This window comes from Pseudomonas sp. Tul2A7 (assembly GCF_054790505.1).
In genome coordinates, this window is the sequence record NZ_CP186499.1 from 3,504,615 (window position 1) to 3,516,954 (window position 12,340).

General features: G+C 61.0%; 10 protein-coding genes. 4 read left to right on the plus strand and 6 right to left on the minus strand.

The features are described 5' to 3' along the window. Positions 1-60: 60 nt before the first annotated feature. Both ACOYXJ_RS15815 and ACOYXJ_RS15820 read left to right on the plus strand, forming a co-directional pair. A complete protein-coding gene (locus ACOYXJ_RS15815; RefSeq protein WP_460370363.1) occupies positions 61-1,698 on the plus strand; it encodes a 5-guanidino-2-oxopentanoate decarboxylase in 1,638 nt (545 codons plus the stop codon). Further along, positions 1,698-3,146 (plus strand): aldehyde dehydrogenase family protein, encoded by a 1,449-nt coding sequence (locus ACOYXJ_RS15820; RefSeq protein WP_460372961.1) that lies wholly within the window; start codon positions 1,698-1,700, stop codon positions 3,144-3,146. The genes ACOYXJ_RS15815 and ACOYXJ_RS15820 overlap by 1 nt, the downstream gene beginning before the upstream one ends. A gap of 799 nt (positions 3,147-3,945) precedes the next feature. Here ACOYXJ_RS15820 and ACOYXJ_RS15825 read toward each other — a convergent pair. Next, positions 3,946-4,875 carry an AraC family transcriptional regulator gene (locus ACOYXJ_RS15825; RefSeq protein WP_123593701.1) on the minus strand — a complete coding sequence of 310 codons (930 nt, stop codon included), beginning with the start codon at positions 4,873-4,875 and terminating at the stop codon, positions 3,946-3,948. Between the two features lie 397 nt (positions 4,876-5,272). Between ACOYXJ_RS15825 and ACOYXJ_RS15830 the strand changes: the two genes are divergently transcribed. Further along, on the plus strand, positions 5,273-5,626 hold the full coding sequence (locus tag ACOYXJ_RS15830; RefSeq protein ID WP_095048248.1) for an antibiotic biosynthesis monooxygenase family protein: 354 nt from the start codon (positions 5,273-5,275) through the stop codon (positions 5,624-5,626). A gap of 43 nt (positions 5,627-5,669) precedes the next feature. After that, positions 5,670-5,912, plus strand: a complete 243-nt coding sequence (locus ACOYXJ_RS15835; RefSeq protein ID WP_016985292.1) for a hypothetical protein — start codon at positions 5,670-5,672, stop codon at positions 5,910-5,912. A 4-nt stretch (positions 5,913-5,916) separates the two neighbouring features. On the opposite strand, the gene ACOYXJ_RS15840 is transcribed toward ACOYXJ_RS15835, so the two are convergent. The 5 genes from ACOYXJ_RS15840 to ACOYXJ_RS15860 all read right to left on the minus strand — a co-directional run bounded on the left by ACOYXJ_RS15840 (position 5,917) and on the right by ACOYXJ_RS15860 (position 12,292). Then, positions 5,917-6,546, minus strand: coding sequence for a flavin reductase family protein (locus ACOYXJ_RS15840; protein ID WP_150794569.1), 630 nt, complete (start codon positions 6,544-6,546; stop codon positions 5,917-5,919). Between the two features lie 276 nt (positions 6,547-6,822). Further along, complete coding sequence (locus ACOYXJ_RS15845; RefSeq protein WP_102901088.1) at positions 6,823-7,116, minus strand: hypothetical protein; 294 nt, start codon at positions 7,114-7,116, stop codon at positions 6,823-6,825. A 382-nt stretch (positions 7,117-7,498) separates the two neighbouring features. Further along, positions 7,499-8,818 (minus strand): MFS transporter, encoded by a 1,320-nt coding sequence (locus ACOYXJ_RS15850; RefSeq protein WP_007912608.1) that lies wholly within the window; start codon positions 8,816-8,818, stop codon positions 7,499-7,501. 385 nt (positions 8,819-9,203) lie between these two features. Next, complete coding sequence (locus ACOYXJ_RS15855; protein ID WP_460370367.1) at positions 9,204-10,532, minus strand: sigma-54-dependent transcriptional regulator; 1,329 nt, start codon at positions 10,530-10,532, stop codon at positions 9,204-9,206. Further along, positions 10,532-12,292 carry an ATP-binding protein gene (locus ACOYXJ_RS15860; protein ID WP_460370369.1) on the minus strand — a complete coding sequence of 587 codons (1,761 nt, stop codon included), beginning with the start codon at positions 12,290-12,292 and terminating at the stop codon, positions 10,532-10,534. Before ACOYXJ_RS15860 ends, ACOYXJ_RS15855 begins: the two co-directional genes overlap by 1 nt. Positions 12,293-12,340: the final 48 nt, after the last annotated feature.

A 12,340-nucleotide genomic window follows, 5' to 3' on the forward strand; every position in this document is an offset into this window, starting at 1 on the left:
GAGCAGGCTCACTCCTACAGAAAGGCTCTGTGTCTTCAGCGAGCAAGAAGGGCAATCGACATGGCGACGTGTGGCGAAGTACTGGTCAAGTTACTCGAAGGTTACGGGGTCGAGCAGGTGTTCGGCATTCCCGGGGTGCACACCGTGGAGCTGTATCGCGGGCTGGCGCGTTCGAGCATTCGTCACGTCACCCCGCGGCATGAGCAGGGCGCCGGTTTCATGGCTGACGGCTATGCGCGCACCGCTGGCAAACCGGGCGTGTGCTTCATTATTACCGGCCCGGGCATGACCAACATCACCACCGCCATGGGCCAGGCCTACGCCGATTCGATCCCGATGCTGGTGATCTCCAGCGTGCAATCACGCAGTCAGTTGGGCGGCGGGCGCGGCAAGCTGCATGAGTTGCCGAATCAGAGCGCACTGGTCGCAGGCGTTGCGGCGTTCTCGCACACTTTGATGTCCGCCGCTGAATTGCCGGTAGTGCTAGCGCGTGCTTTTGCCTTGTTTCAGGCCGGTCGCCCACGTCCGGTACACATCGAAATTCCGTTGGACGTGCTGGTCGAAAACGCCGACGAATTGCTCGCCAGTGTGCCGGTCAATATCGACCGCGCCGGCGCTGCGCAAGCGGCCGTCAAACGCATGAGCGAGCTGCTGGCTGAAGCCAGACGTCCGCTGATTCTGGCTGGCGGCGGTGCCATCGACGCAGCGCCGCAATTAACCCGACTCGCCGAGTTGCTCGACGCTCCGGTGGCGCTGACCATAAATGCCAAAGGCACGCTGCCGGGCAACCATCCACTGCTGATCGGCTCGACTCAAACGCTGGTTGCCACCCGCGCGCTGGTCGCCGATGCCGATGTGGTTCTGGCCATCGGCACCGAGCTGGCCGAGACCGATTACGACGTCACGTTCGCTGGCGGTTTCGAGATTCCCGGCAAACTGTTGCGCATCGATATCGACGCCGATCAGACCGTACGCAACTACCCGCCGCATCTGGCGCTGGTGGCCGATGCGCGCAACGCCGCGCAAGCTTTGTTGAACATGCTCTCGCAGGACAAACTCGCCGAGCGCAGCAGCGATTGGGGTCAGGTCCGCGCCGGCAAACTGCGCGCTGAACTGGCCGCGAGCTGGGACGCGCCGACCCTCGCGCAAACCCGCTTCCTCGACACCGTACTCGATGAGCTGCCCAACGCCGTGTTCGTCGGCGATTCCACGCAACCGGTGTACACCGGCAACCTGACGTTCAACCCGGATCATCCGCGCCGCTGGTTCAATGCATCGACCGGCTACGGCACGCTCGGCTACGCCTTGCCGGCGGCGATTGGCGCCTGGCTCGGCAGTCAAACCGATCAAGGCGCGCGGCCACCGGTGGTGTGCCTGATTGGCGACGGCGGCCTGCAATTCACCCTGCCGGAACTGGCCAGTGCCGTCGAAGCGCGGGTGCCGGTGATCGTCCTGCTGTGGAATAACCAGGGCTACGAAGAGATCAAGAAATACATGGTCAACCGCGCCATCGAGCCGGTCGGCGTGGACATCTACACCCCGGATTTCGTCGCTGTGGCCAAGGGCCTCGGCTGCGCGGCTGAAGCGATCAGCAGCATCGAACAACTACGCAGCGCGTTGCGTAGTGCAAGCGATCGTCAGGGCCCGACCCTGATTGAAATCGATCAGACCCAATGGATGCAGGCGGTGGCGCAATGATCAGTTTCCCGACCACACTCGACGGCCTCTACATCAACGGCCAATGGTCGGCCGGCCGCGAACATCTGCGGGTGATCAACCCGGCCACCGAAGCGCTGCTGACCACGGTCAATGGCGGTGACGAGCACGCGGTCGATCAAGCCGTCGCCGCTGCCACTGCCGCGTTCAAGGAATGGTCGCAAACCAGTGGTGCCGAGCGCGGCGCAATCCTGCGCAACATCGCCAATGGTGTGCGCAACGGTCGCGAGCACTTGATGAAACTGCAATCGTGCAACAACGGTAAACCGCAGTTTGAAGCGGCCATCGATGTCGACGACGTGATCGCCACGTTCGAGTATTACGCCGAACTCGCCGAAGGCCTCGACGCCAGACAGGACAGCAACTTGCCGCTGCCCAGCGATGATTTCAGCGCACGCCTGCGCCGTGAACCTTGCGGCGTGGTCGGGTTGATCGTGCCGTGGAATTTCCCCATGGTCACCACGGCGTGGAAACTCGCGCCGGCGTTGGCGGCGGGTTGCAGCGTGGTGCTGAAACCGTCGGAAGTGACACCGCTGCCGGAACTGGAACTGGCGGCGATCATCGCGGAATCGGGTCTGCCGAATGGCGTGTTCAATCTTGTCTGCGGTACAGGGTTGGCGGTCGGTGCACCATTGGCGGCGGATCCGCGTATCGCCAAAATCTCCTTCACCGGCAGCAATGCGGTCGGCGTGCAAGTGATGCAGCGTGCGGCGGAAACGGTGAAGGGCGTCAGCCTGGAGTTGGGCGGCAAATCTTCGCTGCTGGTGTTGGCGGATGCAGATCTCGATCTGGCGGTTGAGCTGGCCTGTGGCGGCGCATTTTTCAACGCCGGGCAGATGTGTTCGGCGACCAGTCGTGTGCTGGTGGCTGATGAGCTGGAAGAGGAATTCCTCCGTCGCTTGCAGAAACGTGCGCAGGCCATTCGTGTAGCCGACCCGTTCGATGCGGAGGTGGAAATGGGTGCGTTGGTCAACCAGGCGCAGTACCAGCGAGTGCTTGGGCACATCGACCGTGGGCTCAGCGCGGGTGCGCGTTTGCTTTGCGGAGGCAATCGCCCGGCGGATCTGCCGCGCGGCTATTTTTTGCAGCCGACCGTGTTCACCGACGTGCCGCTGGACAGCGCGCTGTGGTGTGAAGAGATTTTCGGGCCGGTGCTGTGTGTGCGCAGTTTCACCACTGAAGCGCAGGCGATTGCCTTGGCCAATGACACGCCGTTTGGTTTGGTAGCCAGTGTGGTGACGAGCGATGCTGCTGCGGCGGATCGCGTGGCCAATGCCTTGCAGGCGGGGATGGTGTGGATCAATGCGCCACAAGTGATTTTCCCGCAGGCGGCGTGGGGCGGGTACAAGCAGAGCAGTATTGGCCGCGAGCTCGGGCCTTGGGGGTTGGCGGCGTTTCAGGAGATCAAGCATGTGATCCGGGCGGGGTAAAAGCATACCCTCACCCCAGCCCTCCCGAAACGTCGGACCGCCCAGAGGGAGAGGGAGCCGACCGAGGTGTCTGGTGCTGTCCATCGACCTGAAAAATCCGGTCGATTATGGATTGCTCAAAGCACTTGGAAAGCCGACCCTCACCCCAGCCCTCTCCCAGAGGGAGAGGGGGACGACGAGGTGTCTGGTGCTGTCCATCGACCTGAAAAATCCGGTCGATTATGGATTGCTCAAAGCACTTGGAAAGCCGACCCTCACCCCAGCCCTCTCCCAGAGGGAGAGGGGGCCGACCGAGGTGTCTGGCGCTGTCCATCGACCTGAAAAATCCGGTCGATTATGGATTGGTCAAAGCACTTGGAAAGCCGACCCTCACCCCAGCCCTCTCCCAGAGGGAGAGGGGGCCGACCGAGGTGTCTGGCGCTGTCCATCGACCTGAAAAATCCGGTCGATTATGGATTGGTCAAAACACTTGGAAAGCCGACCCTCACCCCAGCCCTCTCCCAGAGGGAGAGGGGGCCGACCGAGGTGTCTGGCGCTGTCCATCGACCTGAAAAGTCCAGTCGATTATGGATTGGTCAAAGCACTTGGAAAGCCGACCCTCACCCCCAGCCCTCTCCCAGAGGGAGATGGAGCCAACCGAGGTGTCTGGCGCTGTCCATCGACCTGAAAAGTCCAGTCGATTATGGATTCAAAGCCAATCGTTCAAGTCGGTGAGCCTCTTGAGTATTCCCCAATCAGTCCCCTCTCCCTCTGGGCGGTCCGACGTTTCGGGAGGGTTAGGGTGAGGGGCTTCTAACGGTCACACCGAAAGTCGCAACCGCGCCAAATCCCTTAACGGCGGCGCACCAAACAGCCGGCTGTACTCACGGCTGAATTGCGACGGACTTTCATACCCCACGCGATACCCCGCCGCCGATGCTTCCAGCCCCTCCGCCAGCATCAACCGCCGCGCCTCTTGCAAGCGCAACTGCTTCTGATACTGCAACGGACTCATCGCTGTCATCGCCTTGAAGCGGTGATGCAAGGTCGACACGCTGAGGTTCACTTCCTTGGCCAGATCATCAATGCGCAACGGCTGTTCAAAGTTGCCGTTGAGCCATTTGATCGCCTGACTGATGCGATGGCTCTGACTGTTGGCAATCGCGATTTCATACAAACGATGCCCCTGCGGGCTGCGCAGCAGGCGATAGAGAATCTCCCGGCGAATCAGCGGCGCGAGCATGGCGATGTCTTTTGGTGCATCGAGCAAACGCGCCAGACGCAACACTGCATCGAGCATCGAACTGTCGATCTTCTCGACATACAAACCACGCCCGGTCGGCCGGGTCGGCACGCCCATGGGGCCTGCGTCGGCGATCAGCGCGGTGATTTCTGTCGGATCGATGTCCAAGCGCACGGCGAGGATCGGATCCTCCGGCGAAACGTTGACCACGCGCCCGCTCAGCGGCATCGAAACCGACACCACCAGATAATTCAGCGGGTCGTAATTGAAGTACTCGTCAGCCAGCCGCACCTCTTTGCGTCCCTGCGCCATGATGCACAGCGCCGGTTGCGCGAGCACCGGGGCAAAGTCGTGGGATTTTGTGTGGCGCGACATGAACAGCGAGCCGATGGCGGTCTCGTAGCTGCCATCGTCGGTGGTGTTGCGGCGGATGATCGCCGCCAGTTCTGCGCGCTGTTTTTCCATGTCAGCGCTGGGTTCGGCTTGAAAACGATCGAATGACGTCATGCACGGCATCCTCGGCAGGGGAGGTGGAATGGAGCAGAGCATATGTTTGTGCAAGCGCCAGCGGTAGACACATCCTGCGAAATGCTTGCCTGATTCTGCCCCGGGGTGTTCCCGCGCTTGTCGCGATCCAACCCTGTAGGAGCTGCCGAAGGCTGCGATCTGTTGATCTTCAAGGCAACATCAAAAGATCGCAGCCTTCGGCAGCTCCTACACAAAACGCGTATGACAACCGTGTGACGCCGTTTTACAGGTTGTTACAGGTTCTGCGTGCAGTCTCGCAGGATTGTGCAACGCGGCGGCAGGAATCGACTAACGGCGTCAGGCGTGCGGCCCTTAACCTTTGATCCTGTCGCAGCCCGTCCCCCGGCTGCCACACGACTCCCTGGGAGGGTTGAACATGTCCAAGCAGATTCCCGTCAGTCATATGGCCTTCGTTCGAGCGCGCGCCGGGCGTTCGGCGGAACTCGGCGTACGCCTGAGCGCATTGATCGAGCCGTCCCGCGCCGCTCCCGGTTGCCTGAGCTTTGCCTTGCAGCATTCGCAGTGTGATCCCGAGTTGTGGCTGGTCTGCGGGTTCTGGAGCAGCCAGCAAATGATGACCAACTATTTCAACAGCCCGTCGATGGAAATCTTCGCCGAGCTGGTGCAGGAACTGGTGGTCAACAGCCTCGACTTCCACACCTTCAAGGACGTGTCGGCGGCGCAAGCCCTCGGTCAATGCCCGGCGCCGGTACACAAACTCGTCGGTTGAGGGTTTAATGTCCGGCTTGTTTGTCTGAGCCGGGATATGTGACATGGCACGTAAAGAGTTCGAACACTTCGAAGCAGTTTCCGCAGTCGTCCCCGTCGAGTTGGGTGGCAACAAGGGCTATCACGCGGCAATCGCGGTCAAGGCCCTGGTCGATGGCGGTGCACCACGCTTTCACAAACTGCTGAATGATCAGGTCTTCCCCGGCGCCATCGCCGCCGATGAGGCTGCCATCAACGAGCTGGATAACCTCAAGGGCGTCACTGACGACGCCGAGTTGATCTGGTAACGGGTTACTTGCTGGCGCCCGGACGCCACATCTTGAACAGGGCCTCAGGCCCCAGCTGGAAGTAATCCGCCGGCCCGCCGCCGCGCAGAATCGGTTCTGCCGCGGCGGTGTCGTAGATGCCGTCCTTCAACAGCCATTTGGCGATGTGCACGGCGACCACTTCGCCGAGGATCAGCCAGCTCGGCACGGTTTCGCCATCGGCGCGCTGCAACTGAATGATCTGCGTGACCTTGCACTCGAAGGACACCGGGCTTTCGGCCACCCGTGGCACCGAAATCACCTTTGACGCGACCGTCGTCAATCCCGCCAATTCGAATTCATTGACCTCAGGCGCGACCATCGCGCAGCTCTGGTTCATCTGCTCGGCCAGTGGTCGGGTGGCGAGGTTCCAGACGAATTCGCCGGTCTGCTCGATGTTGTTCAGGCTGTCTTTGCGCCCGACGCTGGAGAAACCAATGATCGGCGGAATGTAGTTGAAGGCGTTGAAGAAACTGTACGGCGCCAGGTTCAACTGGCCGTGAGCATCCTGTGAGGAAATCCAGCCGATCGGGCGTGGGCCGACGATGGCGTTGAACGGATCGTGGGGCAGGCCGTGGCCGTTGGCGGGTTCGTAGAAATGGATGTCATCGGGCATGGCGGGTGAATTCCTGAGGCTGCTTTTTAGATGCAGCCATAGTGCAAGGACGTCCCGCATATTTCCAGCCAGACACCGATATTCCAAGCTATGAAATTCCCCTGTGGGAGCGAGCCTGCTCGCGAAAGCGTCGGGTCAGTTGCATTGATATCGCCTGACACGACGTCTTCGCGAGCAGGCTCGCTCCCACAGGGTTTGATGTGAACTCAGGAAATTGTCATCCCCCAGAAATGACTAAGCCCGGCCGAAGCCGGGCTGTGCGCTTTACAGCAGGGGTTAGCTGATGGCAGCCGATTGAGTGCGGTCGTAACCGTCGGCAGCGAAAGTCGCGGAGCCAGTGCGGTCATAGCCGTCTTCAGCAAAGGTCGCGGAGCCGGTACGGTCGTAGCCATCTTCAGCGAAGGTCGCGGAGCCGGTACGGTCATAGCCATCTTCAGCGACAGCTGCAGAACCGGTGCGGTCATAACCATCTGCAGCAACGGCGGAACCAGTGCGGTCGTAACCGTCGGCAGCGAAGGTGTTGGCAGCCAGTACGGACAGGGCGAAGGCAAGGATCAGTTTGGTTTTCATGTTCTTTACTCCAGATTTGTTGGCGGGTGTGTCTTGCATGGGTTTAATGCTACGCCAATTAAGTTGATTGAAAAGCGCAAAATAATGCTAAAAACAATCGATTAACTTGATGTTAAGGGCGGCGGATTTAAACCGCTTGCGTCGTCGAAGCGAACGCCGCGCAGGTCATCGATCAGGTAGGGGCAGAATGCTTCGCCAGCATTAATTAGCGATTAATCGCTTTGCGGCGTGTGTAAGGAATTTTTCATGCGGGTCAGGGAAACGCGGCGACCCCAATCGCGAGCAGGCTTGCTCCCACAGGGAAATGCATTCCAGATGTGGGAGCGAGCCTGCTCGCGAAGAGTCCATCACAGCCACCGTTGCAGTGGCTGTGAACAGCCGATCAGTCAGTAACGATGCGCGAGTGCTTCTGGGTGTCTTTCATGGTGATGTACACCAGCAATGACACCGCGATGCACGCCGTCACATACCAGTAGTAACCGGTTTCCATGCCGATGCTCTTGAACCACAGCGCGATGTATTCGGCGGTGCCGCCGAAGATCGACACGGTCAGTGCGTACGGCAGGCCAACGCCCAGGGCGCGGATTTCAGTCGGGAACAGTTCGGCTTTCACCACGGCGTTGATCGAGGTGTAGCCGCTGACGATGATCAGCGCCGCCATGATCAGGAAGAACGCGCCCCACCAGGTCTGGATGGTGTGCAGGGTCATCAGGATCGGCACGGTGAAGATCGTCCCCAGCACGCCGAAAGCGATCAGGATCGGACGACGGCCGATCTTGTCCGACAGGCCGCCGATGATCGGTTGCAGGCACATGAACAGGAACAGCGTGGCGGCAGAAATGGTGGTCGAGTCGGAGATGCTCATGCCGACGGTGTTCACCAGATACTTCTGCATGTAAGTGGTGTAGGTGTAGAACGCCAGGGTGCCGCCCATGGTCAGGCCGACCACAGTCAACAGCTCTTTGGGGTGGCGCATCAAGGTGCGCATCGCGCTTTCCTTGGACTTTTCTTTCTTGGTGAACGACTCGGTTTCTTCCATGCCGCGACGCAGGTACAGCGCCACGACCGCACACAGCGCGCCGATGGCGAACGGGATACGCCAGCCCCACGCGTACAGCTGTTCAGTGGTCAGCACGTTCTGCAGCACGATCAGCACGCCCAGCGCGATGAGCTGGCCGGAGATCAGGGTCACGTACTGGAAGCTCGAGAAGAAGCCGCGACGTTCCTTGGTCGCCATCTCCGAGAGATAGGTCGCCGAGGTGCCGTATTCGCCACCGACCGACAGGCCTTGCAGCAGTCGGGCGAACACCAGCAGGATCGGTGCGCCGATGCCGATGGTTTCATAGTTTGGGCTGAGGGCGATCAGCAGCGAGCCGAAGCACATCAGGTAGACCGAGGCCATCAGGGCTTTTTTACGTCCGACCTTGTCGGCGTACATGCCCATCAGCCAGCCACCGATCGGACGCATCAGAAAGCCGACGGCGAAAATCGCAGCGGTGTTCATCAGTTGGGCGGTGGTGGAACCGGCAGGGAAGAAGGTTTTCGCGAAGTACAGGGAGAAGGCGGCATACACATACCAGTCGTACCACTCGACCATGTTGCCGACGGAACCGCTGAAGATCGATTTGATCCGGCTGGCGGTGGTTCTTTCTTTGGCGGGCACGGCAGCCGACCCAAGTGGCAGGGCGTTGGAGTTATCCATTGAAGGATCCTTCGTTTAATTGTTTTTGTGGAGCGCGTTGGAACGCAGCCTGCGAGGGCTATAGCAGGACGTGTGCCAACGGGGGGAGTGCCGGTTTAGAGGGGGTGGCGGGATTGGGTGAGCGGTTTTGTGCCGATGGAATGGATTGCGTGAGCGGATTTTCGCTTATTGGGGCGAAGATCAAAAGCCCCTCACCCTAACCCTCTCCCGGAGGGAGAGGGGACTGATCGAGGTGCTTTTGATAGTTACACCGACCTGAGAGATCGAGTCGAACTCAGGTTTCGAAAAGCATGAAGATCGGCTCCCTTTCCCCCTCGCCCCCCTGGGGGAGAGGGCTGGGGTGAGGGGGATGGATTTCAGCCACGCCAAAAATCCCGACCCAGCCTCACTCAGCCAAAAACATCTCCCGACTCAACCCATGCCGCTGCATCTTTTCATTGAACGTACGGCGCGGCAGTTGCAGTTCCTCAAGCACCGCTTTCACATCGCCCTTGTGCCGGGTCAGCGCCGCACGCAAGCATTGCGCCTCAAACGCCTCCTGCTGCGCCGCCAGCGATTGCCCCGGATCAATCCCCGGTGCCGGCTCATCCAGCCCCAGCACTTGACGTTCGGCAACGTTCGCCAGTTCGCGCACGTTGCCCGGCCAGTCGTGGCTGAGCAGATGACTCAATTGCGCGCCACTCAAGGGTGGAAAGGTGCGCCCCAAGCGTTCAGCTGCATTGTGGGCGAAGGTTTCGAACAGCAACGGAATGTCTTCGCGGCGATCGCGCAATGGCGGCAAACGCAGTTCGGCGACGTTCAGGCGATAGGCCAGATCCTCGCGAAAACGTCCGGCCCGAGCTTCATCGAGCAGATCCGGTTTGGTCGCCGCGACAATCCGCAGATCGACACGAATGCTCTGGTTCGAACCCAGCCGTTCAAGCTTCTGCTCCTGCAACACCCGCAGCAGTTTCACCTGTTGGGCCAGCGGCATGCTTTCGATTTCATCGAGAAACAGCGTGCCGCCATCGGCGTATTCCAGCTTGCCGATGCGCTTGCCCGAGGCGCCGGTAAACGCGCCGCTCTCGTGGCCGAACAACTCGGCCTCGAACAACTGCTCAGGGATCGCCGCGCAGTTCAGCGCCACAAATGGCTTGGCCGCGCGCGGACCGAAATCATGCAGGCATCGCGCAACCAATTCCTTGCCGCTGCCGGTTTCACCACGGATCAACACGTTGACCGGCAGCGTCGCCAGATCCAGCACCTGCCGGCGCAACGTCTGCAAACCACGGGACACACCGAGCAATGTCGCATCGAGTTTGGCGCGGTTGTCGGCCTGCTCGTGCAGCGCACGGTTCTCCAGAATCAGACGGCGTTTGTCCAGCGCCCGGCGCAAGCTGCCGAGCAGGGTTTCCGGGCTGAACGGTTTTTCCAGAAAATCGTAGGCGCCGTCGCGCATCGCCTCGACCGCCATCGGCACGTCGCCATGGCCGGTGAGCAGAATCACCGGCAGATCGGCGTCGCGTTTCTGCACTTCGGCCAACAACGCCAGGCCACCCATGCCGGGCATGCGCACATCGCTGAGGATCACTCCGGCAAAGTGCGCGGGCAGGGCGGCGAGGCAGTCTTCGGCGCGGCTGAACAACTGCACCTCGAAGCCCGACAGGCTCAGCCACTGCTCGACGGCGCTGCGAATGCTGCTTTCGTCATCGACCACCATCACTGAATTGAGCATCAGATGTGTGCCTCCAGATCGATCGGCAAAGTCAGGCTGAACACCGCGCCGCTGTCGCCATTTTCAGCACTCAGGCGGCCGCCGGATTCATGCACGATAGCGAAGGATACCGCCAACCCGAGGCCCAGGCCGTCACCCACCGGTTTAGTCGTGAAAAACGGATCGAACACCTGGCCCAAATGCTCTTCGGCAATCCCGCCGCCATTGTCGCTCACGCTCAGACGCCACAATTGTTCATCGGCTTCCAGACGGATTTCCAGACGTTTGCAGGGTTTGCCCTGCATCGCATCGAGGGCGTTGCGCAGCAGGTTGATCAGCACCTGCTCCAGGCGAATCGCATCACCGCGCACCCACGCCGGACGCGTCAGGTGCAGCACCAGGCTGACCTGTTCGTCGCGCAGCCGTGCATCGAGCAACTGCAAGGATTGATCAACCACCGTCGCCAGATCCAGCCGCTCGCGCAAGCCGCTGGGGCTTTTGCGCGCGAAGGTCTTGAGGTGGCCGGTGAGGGCGGCCATGCGCGTGAGCATTTCGTCGACCGGTTTCAACGCTTTATAGGCATCGTCGACGCGGCCATGCTCGAGCAGCAGGCGCAGGGTCGCCAGTTGCATGCGCTGAGCAGTCAGCGGCTGATTGATTTCATGGGCGAGCGCGGCGGACATCTGCCCGAGGGCGGCGAGTTTCGCCGACTGCACTAGGCCGTCTTGCGCTGTGCGCAGATCGCGGGTGCGTTCCTCGACCAGTTGCTCCAGTTCTTCGCGGTTGCGCTGACGGATTTTCGACAGACGCCAGCGCTGGTTGAGAAACAGCAGCAGGAACACCAGCGCCAGCCACACCCCGGCGGCGGCCAGCCCGGCGTTGCGCAGGTCTTCGAAGGCCACTTGCGGATGACGCAGCAGGTGCAGGGTCCAGCCTTCGGCGCTCAGCGGCAGCGATTCCCACAGATAATCCGCCGTGCCTTGCGGGCCTTCGACGCGGCGCAGATCGCTGTTGTCATCGAAGCGGCGCAGCGACAAGTGGGTCAAGGGCAGCAGCGACTGTTTGTCGTACTGCCGCGTGGCTTTGATCTCGGCCATGTCGCTGGCACTCAACGGCCGCAGCGCGCGATAACGCCAGCCGGGCTGATTGGCGATGAAAATGATTCCGCGCGCGTCGCTGACCAGCAACGTGTCATTGCCTTGGCTCCATTCCCGTTCCAGCTCGGGAAACTCCAGTTTGACCACCATCGCGCCGAGGAACTCGTCGTGGTCGCCGAGTACCGCACTGGAGAGGAAATAACCGGGAATCCCGCTGGTCACGCCCACTGCATAAAAACGCCCGGTGCCTTGGGTGCGGGTCTGGCTGAAGTAGGGGCGGAAACCATAGTTGTGGCCGACGTAACTGCTCGGCAGGCGCCAGTTGCTTGCGGCCACGGCGAGACCAGTGTGATCAAGCAGTTCAAGGGTCGAGGATTGCGCCGCGCCGTTGATCTTTTCCAGTTTCAGATTCAGCGCCGCTTGTTCATCTGCAGCGACGGGGCCGGCCAGTGCCGAACGCAATTGCGGATCCAGCGCGAGCACGGCGGGCAGGGCGCGGTAGCGATCGATCAAGGTGTGCAACGAATTGGCATACAGCGCCAGTTGCTGGTTGGCGCGGGCGGCGTCCTCTTCCAAGGCCTGGCGTTCGGCGTGACGGATCGCCAGGGTCGCGGCGAGCGCGGTACCAGCGATGATCAGCAGGGTATAAAACGACAGACGCACAGTACGGGAAGTCGGCAGCATGCTGGGCAAACGGATGGCAGTCGGGCGGGCACGATAGCATGCCGGCAG

What these genes read in the sequence shown, in the direction of transcription:
- ACOYXJ_RS15815 (WP_460370363.1), top strand. Translation starts at nt 61, where the DNA reads ATGGCGACGTGTGGCGAAGTACTGGTCAAGTTACTCGAAGGTTACGGG.
- ACOYXJ_RS15840 (WP_150794569.1), bottom strand. Translation starts at nt 6,546, where the DNA reads ATGCCCGATGACATCCATTTCTACGAACCCGCCAACGGCCACGGCCTG.
- ACOYXJ_RS15835 (WP_016985292.1), top strand. Translation starts at nt 5,670, where the DNA reads ATGGCACGTAAAGAGTTCGAACACTTCGAAGCAGTTTCCGCAGTCGTC.
- ACOYXJ_RS15850 (WP_007912608.1), bottom strand. Translation starts at nt 8,818, where the DNA reads ATGGATAACTCCAACGCCCTGCCACTTGGGTCGGCTGCCGTGCCCGCC.
- ACOYXJ_RS15825 (WP_123593701.1), bottom strand. Translation starts at nt 4,875, where the DNA reads ATGACGTCATTCGATCGTTTTCAAGCCGAACCCAGCGCTGACATGGAA.
- ACOYXJ_RS15830 (WP_095048248.1), top strand. Translation starts at nt 5,273, where the DNA reads ATGTCCAAGCAGATTCCCGTCAGTCATATGGCCTTCGTTCGAGCGCGC.
- ACOYXJ_RS15855 (WP_460370367.1), bottom strand. Translation starts at nt 10,532, where the DNA reads ATGCTCAATTCAGTGATGGTGGTCGATGACGAAAGCAGCATTCGCAGC.
- ACOYXJ_RS15845 (WP_102901088.1), bottom strand. Translation starts at nt 7,116, where the DNA reads ATGAAAACCAAACTGATCCTTGCCTTCGCCCTGTCCGTACTGGCTGCC.
- ACOYXJ_RS15860 (WP_460370369.1), bottom strand. Translation starts at nt 12,292, where the DNA reads ATGCTGCCGACTTCCCGTACTGTGCGTCTGTCGTTTTATACCCTGCTG.